The sequence below is a fragment of the Rahnella laticis genome (assembly GCF_015644585.1).
Taxonomy (GTDB): Bacteria; Pseudomonadota; Gammaproteobacteria; order Enterobacterales; family Enterobacteriaceae; genus Rahnella; species Rahnella laticis.
The window spans coordinates 62,516-79,617 of the sequence record NZ_JADOBI010000012.1; the positions used below are offsets into that span (position 1 = coordinate 62,516).

13 protein-coding genes are annotated in these 17,102 nt (G+C 54.2%); 5 read left to right on the forward strand and 8 right to left on the reverse strand.

Annotation, left to right across the window (positions count from 1 at the left end; translation table 11 throughout):
* Positions 1-58: 58 nt before the first annotated feature.
* The 3 genes from IV433_RS21290 to IV433_RS21300 form a co-directional block, all read right to left on the reverse strand.
* On the reverse strand, positions 59-397 hold the full coding sequence (locus tag IV433_RS21290) for a hypothetical protein (RefSeq protein ID WP_104922154.1): 339 nt from the start codon (positions 395-397) through the stop codon (positions 59-61).
* Positions 398-513: 116 nt separating this feature from the next.
* Entirely contained in the window at positions 514-1,278 is a 765-nt protein-coding gene (gene fhuF, locus IV433_RS21295) for a siderophore-iron reductase FhuF (protein WP_195815818.1), read from the reverse strand.
* 138 nt (positions 1,279-1,416) lie between these two features.
* The gene (locus IV433_RS21300) at positions 1,417-2,325 is read right to left on the reverse strand and encodes a dihydrodipicolinate synthase family protein (protein WP_195815819.1); all 909 of its coding nucleotides are present in this window, start codon (positions 2,323-2,325) and stop codon (positions 1,417-1,419) included.
* Between IV433_RS21300 and IV433_RS21305 the strand changes: the two genes are divergently transcribed.
* Positions 2,305-2,832, forward strand: coding sequence for a hypothetical protein (locus IV433_RS21305; protein WP_195815820.1), 528 nt, complete (start codon positions 2,305-2,307; stop codon positions 2,830-2,832). The two genes, IV433_RS21300 and IV433_RS21305, sit on opposite strands and share 21 nt — an antisense overlap.
* Before the next feature lie 330 nt (positions 2,833-3,162).
* Here the strand turns inward: IV433_RS21305 and IV433_RS21310 are convergent, their stop codons facing one another.
* The 4 genes from IV433_RS21310 to IV433_RS21325 all read right to left on the reverse strand — a co-directional run bounded on the left by IV433_RS21310 (position 3,163) and on the right by IV433_RS21325 (position 9,443).
* A complete protein-coding gene (locus IV433_RS21310; RefSeq protein WP_195815821.1) occupies positions 3,163-4,770 on the reverse strand; it encodes a gamma-glutamyltransferase family protein in 1,608 nt (535 codons plus the stop codon).
* A 785-nt stretch (positions 4,771-5,555) separates the two neighbouring features.
* Positions 5,556-7,640 (reverse strand): sensor domain-containing protein, encoded by a 2,085-nt coding sequence (locus IV433_RS21315; RefSeq protein ID WP_195815822.1) that lies wholly within the window; start codon positions 7,638-7,640, stop codon positions 5,556-5,558.
* 351 nt (positions 7,641-7,991) lie between these two features.
* Positions 7,992-8,225, reverse strand: a complete 234-nt coding sequence (locus IV433_RS21320; RefSeq protein ID WP_195815823.1) for a hypothetical protein — start codon at positions 8,223-8,225, stop codon at positions 7,992-7,994.
* Between the two features lie 195 nt (positions 8,226-8,420).
* Positions 8,421-9,443 (reverse strand): LacI family DNA-binding transcriptional regulator, encoded by a 1,023-nt coding sequence (locus IV433_RS21325; RefSeq protein WP_195815824.1) that lies wholly within the window; start codon positions 9,441-9,443, stop codon positions 8,421-8,423.
* 260 nt (positions 9,444-9,703) lie between these two features.
* On the opposite strand from IV433_RS21325, the gene ascF reads away from it, so the two are divergent.
* Complete coding sequence (gene ascF, locus IV433_RS21330; protein ID WP_195815825.1) at positions 9,704-11,179, forward strand: PTS cellobiose/arbutin/salicin transporter subunit IIBC; 1,476 nt, start codon at positions 9,704-9,706, stop codon at positions 11,177-11,179.
* Positions 11,180-11,193: 14 nt separating this feature from the next.
* The gene (locus tag IV433_RS21335; RefSeq protein ID WP_195815826.1) at positions 11,194-12,624 is read left to right on the forward strand and encodes a 6-phospho-beta-glucosidase; all 1,431 of its coding nucleotides are present in this window, start codon (positions 11,194-11,196) and stop codon (positions 12,622-12,624) included.
* A gap of 26 nt (positions 12,625-12,650) precedes the next feature.
* Here IV433_RS21335 and IV433_RS21340 read toward each other — a convergent pair whose 3' ends face one another.
* Complete coding sequence (locus IV433_RS21340; protein WP_195815890.1) at positions 12,651-13,658, reverse strand: LacI family DNA-binding transcriptional regulator; 1,008 nt, start codon at positions 13,656-13,658, stop codon at positions 12,651-12,653.
* A 200-nt stretch (positions 13,659-13,858) separates the two neighbouring features.
* On the opposite strand from IV433_RS21340, the gene IV433_RS21345 reads away from it, so the two are divergent.
* Entirely contained in the window at positions 13,859-14,938 is a 1,080-nt protein-coding gene (locus IV433_RS21345; RefSeq protein ID WP_195815827.1) for a cellulase family glycosylhydrolase, read from the forward strand.
* A gap of 42 nt (positions 14,939-14,980) precedes the next feature.
* Positions 14,981-16,378: an MFS transporter gene (locus tag IV433_RS21350; protein WP_195815828.1), complete on the forward strand. Its 1,398-nt coding sequence runs from the start codon at positions 14,981-14,983 to the stop codon at positions 16,376-16,378.
* Positions 16,379-17,102: the final 724 nt, after the last annotated feature.

The window sequence follows — 17,102 nt, forward strand, 5'->3', positions numbered from 1 at the left end:
TTCAGGGCATAAAAAAGGCTGCGCCCGTGAAGGTGCAGCCTGTTTAAAGAAGAGGGCGTTACAGCGTGTGGATATCGATACCGTCGCCGATATTACTTTTCTGGTAATAAGCCCGCGGGACTTCTACCTGATACTGTTTATCGGCGTAGGCGACTTCCAGAATAAAACGTTCGTTTTCATAAGATTCCACCGGAATAAACCCGAAGAACCCTTCCGTTACGCTGATGGTGCGGGTAGACGGAATCGCATAACGATGAACAATCCTTGCTCTGAGCGGCTGCTGATTGCCGGTTAACGTGTTCCATACGCGGTTAACGGGTTGCGCCAGAGTATCAATCACCTCTGAGGCCAGCGAGTTAAGAGCGGATGGCCAGCTCTTAGGTTTTTTCATAGTCATGATGAATGCCTCGTTGGTCTATATAACGTAATTCTTATAATTATATGAGACTAAGATCCAATCATTTTTTACGCTTAACTTATTACCGTTTGGTAAGTGGCTGGCGCATCAGCAAATTACTCCGCGACGGTTTTGCGTCTTTTGCCGGATTTACGCTCTGCTAGCAATAACGGGCAGGAAGGGCACATTGCGTGGTCTTCCAGATCGTAACGCAGGCAGCACTGTTTACGGTATTGCGGGCTGTCGGGATCCGCGGGGTTTTCTGCACGCATCGGCTGAAACAACGGATTTTTGCCACCGTAACGCAGCTCGCGCGATTCCATCAGCGTCATGCCGTCAGAAATATCAGCATCAACCAGTTCGGCCTGTTTCACACCCCAGCCGACGCGGATGGCCGCATTGCTCCAGTAAATACCCGGTTTCAGGCCGGAGAATTCTGCCAGTGCTTCGCAAATCGGGCGCAGCTGTTGTTCGATCATCACGTCAAACCGCGCCATCGGTTCCTGTGAAATCAGCGCTTCGCCTTCGCCATCCAGATAAATCTGCGCCGGTAAACCTTCTTCCTGCATGCAGAGGTAGACGTTTTCAGCCGCGATCGGCAGTTGCCAGCCGTGGCGCAACGACACAATCACCCAGCTTGGCAGCAGGGTGGCGAAATACCATTGTGACCACATCGAAATGCGCGCGCGGCGTTTGTCGCACTGCGCCGCGTCAGCGGCATTGGCATCCAGATAGCGTTTCAGCACGAGGCCACAGCCCTCGGCGGTGGTCAGCTGTGACATCGGCACCGCGTTGGTGACCAGCGGCGTCAGCGGCTTAAATGTATCGGCCACCCAGCTCACGGGCGTATCGCGGAAACTGTCGAGAAGTGTTTGCATCATGACGTTATGAAAGAGATTCGGTTCGGTAAATCATGCGGATAGAGTAGCGAATATTAAAGCGGAATAGTAATGATTTCGATTTAGATCTGTCAGGCGTTTTCCTCCCTCGTTGCGGAGGGAGGATGGCGGGGCGTGCAATCAGTTCAGGACGCCTGCCTGCCTGAGGATTTCACGGACGATCTTCTGTTTATCATTACTCAGCGGCAACGCCGGTTTCAGCGAATAAACAGGTACGTCGATACCGACCTGCGAGATGGCGTATTTGATGACGTTGTAAATCGGCGTATCCAGCGAATACAGCGGCGGCAGGAACGACAGGCGCTGTTGCAGTTCAATGGCGGTAGCGAAATCTTTCTCTCTGAACGCGCGGTAAATGCCGCAGGTGAGCTGTGGCGCAAAGTTCGCGCTGGCGGGGATAGCGCCGTCACCGCCGAGGATCAGCGTGCCGAACAGGTATTCGTCATAGCCGGAAAACACGGCGAAATCAGGTCGCAACGGCTTCACCGCCGCCAGCGTTTCGCGGATATGGTTCAGGCTGTCTACGGTATCTTTCAGGCCGACAATATTCGGGCAATCCACCGCCAGACGTTTAATCAGACTCACGGGGATCGGCTGACCGGTCAGCCCCGGATAGTTGTACATCACCACCGGCAGCCCGGCGTTTTCGGCAATGGTTTTGTAATGAAGATACAGCGCTTCTTCCGTGATCGGGTTGTAATACGGATTCACCACCACCACGCCGTCCGCGCCGACACTTCTGGCGTGCCGGGCAAACGCCAGCGTTTCTGCCGTGCCGGGATGCGCCGCGCCAATCAGCACCGGCACGCGTCCGGCGACGTGTCTGGTGCAGAATTCGGCGACTTCATACCGCAGTTCGCGGGACATATGCGCAAATTCCCCCGCGCTGCCGAGGAAAAACAGCCCGTTAACGCCGCCTTCAATGGCGAAATCAATCAGACGCGCCATTCCCTGGCGATCAAGCTGCTCATTCTCATTCAGGATGGTAGAAACCGGCGGGATCACGCCATGAAACAGTGGACGGCTCATAGATTTGTTCTCCATATGAAAGTGCGAAAAACTCAACACTCCATTTATAGAACGGTGTTTCAAATTTTTAAACGACCTGAGTCGAATTACATTTTTTTAGGTGAAATTTGGAAGGGGTGTCACAGAGGATGTGGGATGAAGGGGGAAATTCAACTTCAACTTCAACTTCAACTTCAACTCCAACTTCAAGGTCGTGGGCGTCGGCCCACACCGCTAAAACCTTGGGTTGCCACCCAAACTGGCTTCAAGGAGCGCCTATCGCCGCGCCCCTTGAAAATCCCGGGCTCTTTCACTGCGCGCTATCGCTTGCTGGCTATGTTTCAGCAGCCACATCTATTGCCGCAAAATCCCGCCGCTGCGCGGTTCCCTTCACTCGGGTTACAAACCGCGCGAACAGATACGCGGTTTTCCACCTCTCCTTACAGCGTGATTTTTGAAAGCGGCCATAGCCTGTTAGTTCACAACCTGGCCATACCATTCATTATTTTGAAAAACGAAGAAGCATGAATATTGATTCTCTTGAATGGTGGGATGGCGCGCTCAGAAATTTTGCTGACCGAGGGTTCGAGACCGCAAGGCTCGAAGCCCGTAGGGAAGGTACCGCGCAGCGGCGAGATTTCGCGCCACCCGCGGATGTGGCGGAACATGTCCATCGTCCCAGCGATAGCGCGCAGTAAAAGAGCCCGGGGGTCTTGGGGGCGGCGGCGATATGCCGCCCCCAAGTCGGTGTGGGCCGACGCCCACGACCTTGAATTTTATTTTGACCTGAGGACCGTTTGGGTGGCAACCCAAGGTGTTGACTTATATGAGCTCCTCACGGTAAGTGAAAAACTCAAATCACATCACCAGCGCCTGACCGTCTTTCCTTGATTCTGTCCCCGCCAGATATCCGCCCGCCGGATTCACGACAATCACCTGCGCGCCGCCGAACGAATGGCCGCCAAGCGGATCTTCGACAATCAGCTCATGCCCCATTGCGCGCAGTGCCGCCAGCGTATTGTGGTCGTAAGTGGCTTCCATCGCGACCTGACGGCCACCGTCAATCCGCCAGCGCGGCGCATCGATGGCGGCCTGCGGATTCTGTTTGTACAGCATAATGCGCAGCGCCAGTTGCAAATGCCCCTGCGCCTGCATCGGGCCGCCCATCAGGCCGAAGGACATCAGCGGTTTGCCTTCGCCGTCCTGCGCAAACGCCGGAATAATGGTGTGCAGCGTGCGTTTATTGGGCGCGACACAGTTGGCGTGCTGCGGATCGAGCGTGAAGCCGCAACCCCGGTTTTGCATACTGATACCGGTTCCCGGTACGACAACGCCGGAACCGAAACCCATGTAGTTAGACTGTATAAACGACACCATCATGCCGCTGGAATCGGCGGCGGTGAGGTAAACCGTGCCGCCCGGACGAGGTGCGCCGTAAGTCACGTCGCTGGCTTTCGCGCGGTCAATCAGGCGCGCACGTGCTTCCAGATACGCATCGTTCAGGAACAGTTGCGGGTCGAACTGCATATGGTCGTTGTCGGTGACGTGCTGATCCAAATCGGCCAGCGCCAGTTTCATTGCTTCGATGCACAGATGCGTGGTTTCGACGGAATCCACCGGTTTATCGCCGATATTAAGCTTCCCGAGAATGCCCAGCGCAATCAGCGTGGCGATGCCCTGACCGTTTGGCGGCAGTTCGTGAACCGAACCGCCAGCGAAGGATTGTTGCAGAGTTTCCACCCAGTCGGCTTTATGATTTGCGAGGTCATCGTGCGTCATCGCACCGCCAAATTCCCGGCTGTGAGCGATCATTTTATCGGCCAGTTCGCCGCGGTAGAACGCTTCGCCTTCGGTTCTGGCGATCAGCTCCAGCGTGTCGGCCAGCTGAGGATTACGGAAGAATTCGCCGGTTTTAGGCGCACGGCCTTCAGGCGCGAAACATGCGCTGAAACCCGGCTGATTGCTCAATTTTTTCACCGCGATTTCCCACAGGCGGCCAATCAGCGGCGACACCGGGAAACCGTTGCGGGCGTAATCGATCGCCGGTTGTGCCAGCGTAGTCAGTGGCAGGGTGCCAAAACGTTTTGCCACCGCCACCCAGCCTGAGACTGCGCCGGGCACGGTGACGGCGTCCCAGCCATAGGTCGGCACGGCTTCATGGCCTTTGGAGGCGAAATATTCCGGCGTCCACGCCGCCGGTGAGCGGCCCGACGCGTTCAGACCGTGGGCTTTCTTACCGTCCCAGATAATCGCAAAAGCGTCGCTCCCCACGCCGTTACCGCTGGGTTCCAGCACGGTCAGCGCGATGGCGGTGGCGATGGCCGCATCGGCCGCGTTTCCGCCGAGCATCAGCATTTTCATCCCGGCCTGCGCCGCCAGCGGTTGGGAAGCGCAGACCGCGTTGGCCCCCATCATCGTCGGGCGCAGGGTAGGATAAGCGACGTTAAAATCGTAATTCTCAGACATCTTTATTCCTTAAGAAGCGGTGAACGCATTACGCCCTCGCGGCGCCAGGCATTTTTGAACTCATTCAGACATTTGGAACATTCGGGAATGTCTTTGTCAAATTCAAAAAATGGGATGCGTTTGCCGCACGGGTCAAGACCTTGGGTTGCCACCCAAACCGGCCTTAAGGAGCGCCTGTAGCCGCGCCCCTTAAGAATCTCGGGCTCTTTCACTGCGCGCTATCGCTGGCTGGCACTGTTTCAGCAACGCCGGTTATTGCCGCAAAATCCCGCCGCTGCGCGGTGCCCTTCACCTCGGGTTACAAACCGCGCGAAAAGAGACGCGGTTTTCCACCTCTCGCTATGGCGTGATTTTTGAAAGCGGCCAATAACATTTTTAATTCAAAAGCGAGTGGGTTTTTATCTTTCAAATAGGTGAGATGGCGCGCTAAAAATACAGCTGAACGGAGCGGCTTCGAGACCCATGGCTCGAAGACCGAGTGAAGGCAGCACGAAGTGCCTGGATTTGCGCCACCCGGAGAAGCGACAGAAAACGTTCATCGAACCAGCGGCAGCGCGCAGTAAAAAAGACGCGGAGATTCAAAAGAGGGCTCGTCATAGCCCTCTTTTGTCGGTTTCGGCACAGCGAGTTATGTGAACGCTGCGATTGAGAAACCGAAATATTCTCGGTCAGATGTCAGATGTCCGCCTTCACGGCCAGTAAAAAACCCATCGCCAGAATTAGCCCAATAATGAAACCCTTATCCCCCGATTACTCCCCCCGCGAATCGTGTCTAATACCTATCATCAGAGAGGTGTAAACCCGGTCAGGCGAGATTCTGAGGGCTGAGGCCGTCCAAAATAATATCCCTGGAACAAACTACAACCTTCTTCTTTCAGACGCCTGAACTGCTCGGGGGTTTCGACGCCTTCTGCGGTGGTCTGAATATCCAGACTGCGGCTCATGCCGGTGATGGCGCGGATGATCGCCAGCGCTTCGCGGCTGTCCTGCATATCGTTGATGAACGACCGGTCGATTTTGATTTTGTCGAACGGGAACGAGCGCAGATAGCTCAGCGACGAATAGCCGGTGCCGAAATCATCCAGCGCGATACGCACGCCCAGCGCCTTCAGTTTTCGCAGGGTATCGATATTGCCCAGCGTATTGTCGAGCAGCACGGACTCGGTGATTTCCACTTCCAGCCGTGACGGATCCAGCCCGGACGCTTCCAGTGCGGATTCCACCACAGAAACCAGTCCGCTGTTTTTGAACTGAATCGGTGAGAGGTTCACGGCGACGGTCTGCGAGCCGGTCCAGGTTGTGGCTTCGCGGCAGGCTTCGTGCAGCGCAAAGGATCCAAGGCTGTGGATCAGGCCCGTTTCTTCGGCGATAGGGATGAAATCCACCGGCATAATCAGCCCGTTTTGCGGGTGATGCCAGCGCATCAGCGCCTCATAGCCGATGACCGCATCGTGTTTGGCGTCGGTAATTGGCTGGTAGTAAAGACGCAGCTGATTGCAGGTAATTGCGTCGCGCAAGTCCATTTCGACCACGCGGCGTTTACGGGCGGCGGCGTCCATTTCAATACGGAAATCTTCGTACCGGTTGCGGCCATTACGTTTGGCTTCGTAGAGCGCCATGTCCGCGCAACGCAGCAGCTGATCCGGTGTGTTCTCGATGGAATCCGCCAGCGCGATGCCGATACTCAGGCCGACCGAAAGCGAGTGACCGTCGATAATGACCGGCGGACGCACGGATTCAATCAGGCGTTTGGAAATCTGATGCGCAGCGGAGATATCTTTCAGGCCGGGCAGCACGACGGCAAACTCGTCGCCACCGATGCGCGCCAGCGTGTCGTCATCGCGCAGTGTCATCCGCAGACGTTTGGAAATCGCCCGCAGCAGCTCATCGCCGACCTGATGACCCAGCGCGTCATTCACGTTTTTGAAGTTATCCAGATCCAGGCACAACGTGGCAGTGTGGCTGTGCGTATAGCTGTCGCGCTGCAACGCTTCATTAAGGCGCTGGCTGAAAAGAATGCGGTTGGGCAGGCTGGTCAGATTATCGTGGTGCGCCATGTGATGAATGCGCGCATGCGCAGCCTGCTGATCGGTCACGTCATCAGCAATCATCATCACGTAACTGGTTTGCGGATCGTGTCCGCGGATCACCGAACTGGTGGTTTGCAGCGTACGGTCGCCGATGGCCGTCAGCAGCTGTTGCTCGCTTTTATGTACACCTTCAGCGCGCAGGCATTCGTCCGACTGCTTATTAATAAAGTTGCTGAGCCCGAATCCCATGCAATCCTGCGGGCGTTTGCCGAGCATTTTCTCGCGCGAAATCCCCAGCAGGCGTTCGGCCTGACGGTTCACCAGCAGAATTTCCCGCGAAACGGCATTTTCGACGATCACGGAAGAGGGAATATTTGCGATCACCGTGTTCAGAAATTGCGATAAAGAGGAGAGCTGTTCGCTGTTGGATTCGGCCAGTTCTTTGGCCTTCAGCAACTCCTTTTCAGTTTCACGCCTTTGCGTTACGTCACGGGTGATCTTGGCAAAACCAATGATTTCACCGGCTTCGCGCAGGGCTTCAATAATGATGTGCGCCCAAAAACGCGAGCCATCTTTGCGCTGTCGCCAGCCCTCAGATTCATAGCGGCCCGTTGAACGCGCGGTCTCCAGACCGTGCTGCGGCCAGCCACTCTTTTTGTCTTCTTCCGTGTAAAAGCATGAAAAATGCTTCCCCACGACTTCTTCAGGCGTATAGCCTTTTGCCCGCTGCGCACCGGCATTCCAGTTCGCAATGGTGCCGTCCGGTGTCAGCATATAGATGGCGTAATCTTCTACGCGTTGGACCAGCAACCGATACAGTACATCAGAATCTTCGCTCATTTTTTTTGCCTGGTAGCCTGCCGTCTCTGCCCGGATTCCGTCCAAATCAGAGTGCGGCTAAATAGTGCGCCTGTCCCGACGCATTTTTGCTGTGATGTGCTCATGAAACGTTAGCATAAGATAATTCTTAGTTCGCCAAATTTTGCTTCTAACATGCTTAAAATTAAGCGTTTTTAGCTAAAAGATCGGACTTAAGTTAAATTGCACTTTTGAGTTTTAGTGACCAAATCCGTTATCGGCACGGTAGGAATGAAACTTTAGTGGAATGGCATAAAAAGCTAAGGGAAATATGAGGGGATCCAATGTGTTAAATAAACAGGCCGCAAATTATTGCGGCCTGTTAAATTTTGGTTACGGACGCTGCGGTTTGGGTTCGTGCTTCACCGGTGGTTTTGGCTTCGCTTTATGATGAACCGGCGCAGGTTTAACCTGATGATGCGGTTTTTCGTGTTTCACGACAGGCTTGTGAACTTTATGAACCGGCTGCGGCTGAGTGACCGGCCCATTGTGCGGACCATCAGCGTAAGCACTCAGGCTGGCGGTCGCCAGCAACGCACACAGAACAACCATTCCTGACTTAATCATTGTATTCCTCGTTCCCGTTTTGACGGTGTTTTCTGATAACACACAGACTTTGCGGGGCAAACGGGAAAACGACAATTCGGATAAGGCTTAATAGAGGGGTTTTAACGGAAAATTTAAACTGCGTTTACGTAAAGCTGAGGGAAATGCAGGGCGCTTACGGTATTTCCTGTAAGCGCGCCGGAATATTCCTGTGAATTACTGCACAACTTTATAAGGGCCGTCGGTCACAGAATCGCGCAGAATAAGATCGGATGAAAATTTGTTCTGACCGGATAAATAACCGCCATCAAGCATGGCGATAATCTGGTTGATCACCTCGCTGACCATATCGCTCACCGGATCTTTCACGCTCGACAGTGCCGGAATAAGAAACGGTGCGGTCGGAATATTATCAAACCCGATCACCGAAACCTGCGCAGGCACGGCAATTCCGGCGGTGCTGAGCTGCTTCATTGCCCCAATCGCCATTTCGTCGTTACTGGTAAGCAGGGCGCTGAAAGGTTGCCCGGACGACAACAACGTTTCCACCGCCGCCGCACCGCTGGCCGGCGACCATTTTCCCTGCACGATCAGCGATTCCTTGACCGGCAAACCGGATGCCGTCAGCGCGTCGCGATAGCCGGAAAGCCGCTCAATGGCGGTCGGGGAATCCATCGACCCGGTGATAAACGCAATATCCCGATGTCCGCGTTCAATAAGCGCCTGCGTGGCATTAAAACTCGACCCTTTGTGATCGCAATAAATACAATGGCTCTGATGTTTGCGTAATTTGCGGTTCACGACCATCACCGGTTTCTTATATTTATCGATGAGCAAATCCATTTCATCGACCGATAAAAAGCGCGGATAAATAATAATGCCGTCGCAGCGCAAATCGTGCAAAAACTGAATGGCGTCCTGTTCTTCTTCGGCGCTGTGTTTGCCATCCACCAGAATCAGCTGGCGTCCGTTGGCGTCGAGTTTTTTCGCGGCCTGAGAAATTAACTCGCTGAAATAATGCCCGTTATACAGCGTATTCGTCACCACCAGCCCGATGCACATCGATTTGCTGGTCGCCAGATTTCTTGCCAGTAAATTGGGCCGGTAACCCGCTTCCTCAATGGCTTTATAGACCTGATCTTTGGTTTCCTGGCTTACATAACCCTTGCCGGAAAGCACACGGGAAACCGTGGCTTTCGAGACGCCCGCTTTGGCTGCCACTTCCTGCATTGTCGACATCAGGCACCTTCTGGATGAGAAAAATTATTCGTCATTCTACACATTCCACGCGTCCTGAGATGATTTCACTGCGCAGGGAGATCGTCATCACAAAAATGAAACGGTGTTGTATTTATTTGTTGAAGTCAGAAGAAGAACTGAACATTCTCGTGTGAAACCGGTTACCTACTGTTTCGGAAAAAGCCCGCTACGTTTCATAAAAAAGGCTCCCCGAAAAGATAATTATTCATAACCCTATGAATCCGAGAGAGTTATCACTCATGGCTAAGAATTTTGCAGCAATTTCCAGGTCAATCGTCGATGCCATCGGCGGCGCGGGCAACGTGGTTGCGGTGACGCATTGCATGACGCGCCTGCGCTTCGTGCTGAACGACGAATCCGTCGTGGACGCGGCGACGCTGAAATCCATCACCGGCGTGATGGGCGTGGTGCGCAATGAAAAACAGTGCCAGGTGATCATCGGCAATAACGTGTCGCAGGCTTACGCCGAAGTGCTGAAACTGCTGCCGGAAGGCTTTGCAGCGGCCAGCGATACCCCCGCCAAAAACAAAATTACGCTCAAACGGATTGGTGCAGGAATCCTCGATGCGCTGATTGGCACCATGTCGCCGCTGATCCCGGCGATTATCGGCGGTTCGATGGTCAAACTGCTGGCGATGATTCTGGATATGACCGGCGTGTTTGAAAAGGGCGCTTCCACGCTGGTGATCCTCAACACCATCGGCGACGGCGCGTTCTTCTTCCTGCCGGTGATGGTGGCCGCGTCGGCGGCGGTGAAATTCAAAACCAATATGTCGCTGGCGATTGCGATTGCCGGGATCCTGGTGCATCCGGCGTTTATCGACCTGATGGCGAAAGCCGCGCAGGGGCAGAAAGTCGAGTTCATCGGCATTTCCGTCACGGCGGTGAAATACACCTACACCGTGATCCCCGCATTGTGCATGACGTGGCTGCTGTCCTACATCGAAAAATGGGTGGATCGCATTACGCCGGTCGTCACCAAAAACTTCCTCAAGCCGATGCTGATCATGCTGATTGCGGCACCGATCGCCATCGTGCTGATCGGGCCGCTGGGCATCTGGATTGGTACCGGTATTTCCGCCGTGGTGTACACCGTTCACAGCTATCTCGGCTGGCTGTCGGTGGCGATTATGGGCGCGGCCTGGCCGCTGCTGGTGATGACCGGCATGCACCGTGTGTTCACGCCAACCATTATTCAGACCATTGCTGAAACCGGAAAAGAAGGCATGGTGATGCCGTCAGAAATCGGCGCAAACCTGTCGCTGGGCGGTTCATCGCTGGCGGTGGCGTGGCGGACGAAAAACCCGGAACTGCGCCAGACCGCACTGGCTGCGGCGGCTTCCGCGATTGTGGCCGGGATTTCAGAACCTGCGCTATACGGCGTGGCGCTGCGGCTTAAACGTCCGCTCATCGCCTGCTTAATCAGCGGTTTTATCTGCGGCGGTATTGCCGGTTTAGGCGGCCTCGCCAGCCATTCGATGGCGTCGCCGGGGCTGTTTACCAGCGTCCAATTCTTCGACCCGTCCAATCCGATGACCCTTGTCTGGGTGGCGGGCGTCATGATCCTCGCGGTGGTGCTTTCGTTTGTCATCACCCTGTTACTCGGATTTGAAGATATTCCCGTGGAAATCGTGACGCCGAAAGAGGGCAAAACGGCAGAGATCACCACGCCTGCGCCGTTGCCGGTGGCAGCCGACGCAGCGCGTTCACATTAAAGGAGACGTAATTCATGGCAGCATCTTTATTTCCTGACGGCTTTTTATGGGGCGGCGCGATTGCCGCAAACCAGGCCGAAGGTGCCAGTTTTGAAGGCGGCAAAGGCCTGACGACGGTCGACATGATCCCGCACGGCGCGCACCGTCTGGCGGTAAAAACCGGTCAGGAAAAGCGCTTCCGGCTCGATGCAACAGAGTTTTACCCGAGTCATCAGGCGATTGATTTCTATCATCGTTATAAAGAAGACATCGCGCTGATGGCCGAAATGGGCTTCACCGTATTCCGCACTTCAATCGCCTGGAGCCGTCTGTATCCCAACGGCGATGAGTTAACGCCGAATGCAGAGGGCATCGCGTTCTACCGTGACGTTTTTGCCGAGTGCAAAAAATACGGCATCGAACCGCTGGTTACGCTGTGCCATTTCGATGTGCCGATGCATCTGGTGATTGAATACGGTTCGTGGCGTAACCGCAAAATGGTCGAGTTTTTCGCCCGTTATGCGCGCACCTGTTTTGAGGCGTTCGACGGGCTGGTGAAATACTGGCTGACCTTTAATGAAATCAATATCCTGCTGCACAGCCCGTTCTCCGGCGCGGGTTTAGTGTTCGAAGAGGGCGAAAATCAGGAGCAGGTCAAATATCAGGCCGCGCATCATGAGCTGATTGCCAGCGCGCTGGCGACGAAAATTGCCCATGAAGTGAACCCGGAAAATCAGGTCGGCTGCATGCTGGCGGGCGGCAATTTCTATCCGCGCACCTGCAAGCCGGAAGATGTCTGGGCAGCGCTGCAAAAAGACCGCGAAAACTTGTTCTTCATCGACGTTCAGGCGCGCGGAGCTTATCCGTCCTACACCCGCCGCGTATTCGCTGAAAAAGGTATTGTCATCGATAAACAGCCGGGCGATGACGACATTCTTAAAAACACCGTCGATTTTGTGTCCTTCAGTTATTACGCCTCGCGCTGTGCGTCCGCTGACATGAACGACAACAACAGCAGCGCGGCGAACATCGTAAAATCACTGAAAAACCCGCATATTGAAGCCAGCGAATGGGGCTGGGGCATTGACCCGCTTGGCCTGCGCATCACCATGAACATGATGTACGACCGCTACCAGAAACCGTTATTCCTGGTGGAAAACGGCCTCGGCGCAAAAGATGAAATCAACGCGCAGGGCGAAATTGTCGATGATTACCGCATCAGTTATTTGCGTGAACACATCAAAGCAATGGGCGAAGCCATCGCCGACGGCATCCCGGTCATCGGCTACACCTCATGGGGCTGCATCGATCTGGTTTCCGCCTCCACCGGCGAAATGAGCAAGCGCTACGGCTTCGTCTACGTCGACCGCGACGACAGCGGCAACGGCACGCTGGAAAGAACCCGTAAGAAATCGTTTTACTGGTACAAAAAAGTAATAGCCAGTAACGGGGGGGATTTGGCGTAGTTTGTATTCAGGGCGGTCAGGTTGTATTACCTGACCGTACTCGCCCGAACCTTCAGTTTCCCCGCCATAATGACCCGCGTGGCGGCATCTTCGCCGGAGCACAAATATTCCACTGCCATCCGGCCTAATTCGTTATAGGGCAACTGGACGCTGGTGAGTTTTGGCGTCATCTGATCGGCGATGCGCTGATCGTCGTATCCGGCGACCAGAATGTCCTGCGGAATTCGCAGATGCAGTTCGGTCAGCGCCTGATAACAACCGATGGTCATCCAGTCGCTGGAGCAGAAAATCGCATCCGGCGGCTCGGGCTGATCCATCAGCTGTAACGTCGCGCGGTAGGTTTCATTGAGTGACCAGTTGGTGGCCTGCACCAGCTTGTCATCGGGCATCATTCCCGCCTGCGTCAGGGCTTCGCGGTAACCTTCGAGACGCTTTTCACATGCTTCCATCCAGTTATCACCCATGATGTGCGCAATTCGCGTCGCACCCTGATCGATAAGATGACGGGTAATTTGCAACGCATTTGCCCGGTCGTCAGGCAGGAAAGTGGGCAGCAGCGGATACGCGCGGTCGTACACATTCAGCAGAACGACAGGCAACGTGGTCTGGTTAACAAAAGGCGAGAAATCAATGGACTGAGTGACCGGCGACGCAATAATTATGCCTGCACAACGCCGCTGATTGAGTTGTGCGATGATCCGCACGGCAAGTTCGGCGTCGTCGCCGTAATCGTAGATCGTCAGAAGCGTATCATGCCGCCACGCTGCTTCCCGGGCTTCGCTGAGGGCATCAACAAACGGGTCATAGCTGGGCATCCCGTTGATCAGCAATGCAATTTCTTCCTGACCGTTGTCCCGGTGTGGAGCTGGCATTTTTTTGTAACCCAGCGAGAGCGCGGTATTGAACACGCGTTCACGGGTTTCTTCGCTGAGTTTAACGGAACGTGAATTGTTTAAAATCAGTGAAACGGTTGCCTGTGAAACCCCGGCTTCCCGCGCAATATCACTCATCGTGACTTTGTTTTTCTTCTCCATTTCCCTTTTCCCGTCTGCCATTTATCTCTCCTTTTTCACTATATCACAGCGATCTTTTTTGCCCGACCACCCCGCAGTCTGGCTAAAAAGAGTGTGATCTCACCAGCAGAACCCGCATGACGGATTTGCAGCAATGTCAGTCAGGTAATAAAAATTAGCTAATAATATTAGTCAATGAGCGATAACGCGAGGAGAAAACGATGAAAGAGCAATGGAATGAACAGCAGGCGGCACAGTGGAGCAAACAGCAGGGATGGATCTGCGGATTCAACTACTTACCGCGCACGGCGGTGAACTGGACGGAACTCTGGCAGCGTGAAACATTCGATGCGCCGACTATCGATCAGGAGCTGGGCTGGGCGCATGACGCCGGTTACAACCAGCTGCGCATTAATTTGCCGTTTATTGTCTGGCAGGTTGACCGCGAGGGTTTGCTGGCGCGTATCGGTCAGTTCCTGAGTATCGCGGCACGTCATCAGATTAAAGTGATGCTGACGCTGATGGACGATTGCGGTTTTTCCGGCGACGAGCCGTATCTCGGGCCGCAAAAAGCGCCTGAGCCGGGAAAACATAACAGCCAGGCGGCGGCAAGTCCGGGGCGCGATGTGGTGTGCAACCGCGAAATGTGGCCGCAGGTTGAGGATTATGTGCGCGACATCATCCGCCATTTCCGCACGGACGCGCGCATCGCTATCTGGGATTTGTACAACGAGCCGGGGAATCGCGGCACGTTTGCGACCGGGCTGGAAGAAGTGCTGTATGACGAAAAGCTGGAAGTTTTCGCGCTGGAACTGATGCAAAAGGCGTTTGTCTGGGCGCGTGAGGAAGACCCGCAGCAACCGCTGACCGTCGGTGCGTGGCATTTCTCGCAGGATCCGGATCAGCCGGAAAGTGAGTTTTTCACGCACCCGATTGATGTAGCAGCGGCAAAACTGTCTGATGTCATCAGCTTTCACGCCTACGTCGCCACACCAAAACTTTTGCAGGCGCTGCGTTTCTGGCAGAAATTCAACCGCCCGATGCTCTGTACCGAATGGCTGGCGCGTCACGTCGGCAGCGTTTTCGAAGAACAACTGCCGCTGTTCAGCGCGTTCAACGCCGGGTGCTATCAGTGGGGGCTGGTGCGCGGAAAAACCCAGACCACGCTGCCGTGGCCGGTAGTGCGCAAGGGCAATCATGATTACGCCCATTTGTGGTTCCACGATGTGCTGGACGAATACGGTATTCCGTTCCGTCGCGCTGAAATGGATCTGGTCCGCCGTTTAACGCGTATGAAATAACCCTTCAACATGCTGCACAGGGAAGTGCGAGGCTGAATAAAAATGACGATTTCAATGAAAATCCCGTCCAGGGAATTGTGGTCTTATTTTGGTTACGGGCTGGGGCAATGCTTCAGTTTCGGATTAGTGGGTTCATTTATTAACTATTTCTACACCGACGTATTGGGTATTTCCGCGCTGGCGGCGAGTACGATATTTCTGGTCGCCCGCGCGTGGGATGCCATACACGATCCGTTATTTGCCAGCGTCATGGATACCATCCAGACCCGCTTCGGGAAATTCCGTCACTTTATGTTGCTGGCGCCTTTCCTGATTACGCTGGTCACGCTGGCGTCGTTTTATAATATTGATGCGCCGATGGGGACGAAAATTCTTTATGCCGGGGCAACGTATATATTGTGGGGCACGCTGTACGCCATTTCGGATATTCCTTTCTGGTCGATGAGTTCGGTGATGAGTTCAGAGCCGAAAGAGCGTACCAAAGCGGTCACCGCCGCCGTGCTGGGCGTGAACGCCGGTATCGCGTGTGCGTCGATCTTCTTCCCGCGTCTGACGGCATTTTTCGCGCCGGGCTCCGGCGATCACGGTTACTTTATGGCGACCGTGGTGATGATGGTGATCGGGTTACTGCTGATGATTAACGGGTTCTGGAATATCAAAGAACGCGTACCGCCCAGCAGTGAAAAAGTCACCATGCGCGATACGTTCCATAACCTGAAAAATAACCGGCCACTGTTCTTTGTTCTGGCGGCATTCTTTTTCTGTGTCCTGCACAATATCGCCAACGGCATTTACATCTATTTCTTTATTTATAATATGGGCGATGGCGCATTACAGGCAGCGATTGGTGTAATGGGGATATTAGCGGCGATTGCCTGTCTGACCGCACCGTTATTAACGCGTCGATATAAAAAACGTTCTCTGTTTATTGTGCTTTGTATGCTGGATATTGTGGTGCGCGTTATCTTGTGGTTCAGCGGATATCACAATATGACCTGGCTGTTTATTCTGCTGGGGCTGAGCACGGTATTTGTCATGATGAGCAACCTGTTTACCTCGGCGATGATTGTCGACACCATCGAATATGCCGAATACAAAACCAATAAACGCTGTGCGGCGATCACGTTCTCCGGCCAGACGTTTACCGGGAAGATGTCCGTTGCGGTCGGCGGCGGGCTGGTCGGGATATTCCTGACCGCAATTCATTACGTCCCGCAGGCCGCCCACCAGACGGAAAGCGTGATGAACGGCTTGTTCTTCGGTATCAGCCTGTTGCCCGCCATCGGCTCATTAATCCGCATTGGCTTCATGTGGTTCTTTGATTTCACCGAAGATAAACACGCCGAGGTGCTGGCCATTCTCGAGCAGCGCCGCAAATCCGGTGAAGTGTTCGAAGAGCCGCAGCAGCCGGGGGAATTATTGCCTTCCGGCAGGGCATAACGGACATTTTTGGTGCAAAAAATCACCAGTATGAAAGTGTCTTCTGGCTAAGGTTCTGAATTTGTTATAGCTGTGAAGTTGGCATACAAGCTGCATTAGCTTTTATGACATGAGTGAAATACGTCAGTACAGAGAGATTACGGATGAAGGCGTCCGTTAGCGTTCAGGTTGCTGAGCGCTAACAGGACGCTTTTTTTTTGGTTTGTGGCCAACCAAACTGGCCTTCGGTCAAAATCAAGGTCGTGGGTGTCGGCCCACACCGACCAAAGACCCGGTAACGCGCGGGTCTCTGGACTCTGCGCTTTTCTAACTGCGCGCTGTCGCTCGCTGGCACTATTTCAGAGACTCCGGTTATTGCCGCAAAATCCCGCCGCTGCGCGGTTCCCTGCACTCGGGTTACAAACCACGCGAACAGATACGCGGTTTTCCACCTCTCGCTTTGGCGTGATTTTTGAAAGCGGCCAATAACTTTCTAATTCGTAACCTCACCACTAATTGTTATTCAAAATGCCTTTGAATTTAGATAAGCCTCCGGCCGCTTTCAAAATATAATTACGGTTTGGTGTGCTCCTCCCCCTGCGAAGGGGGAGGTCGGGAGGGGGTTTAGCAGACAACTCACCTTCAAAGTTGCCATTTCGAACCCCATCCCAGCCTTCCCCTTGCCAAGGGGAAGGAGCAAAAATACCAGCCTTCCGAATTACACAACCTCTGGGCCAGTTTGGCT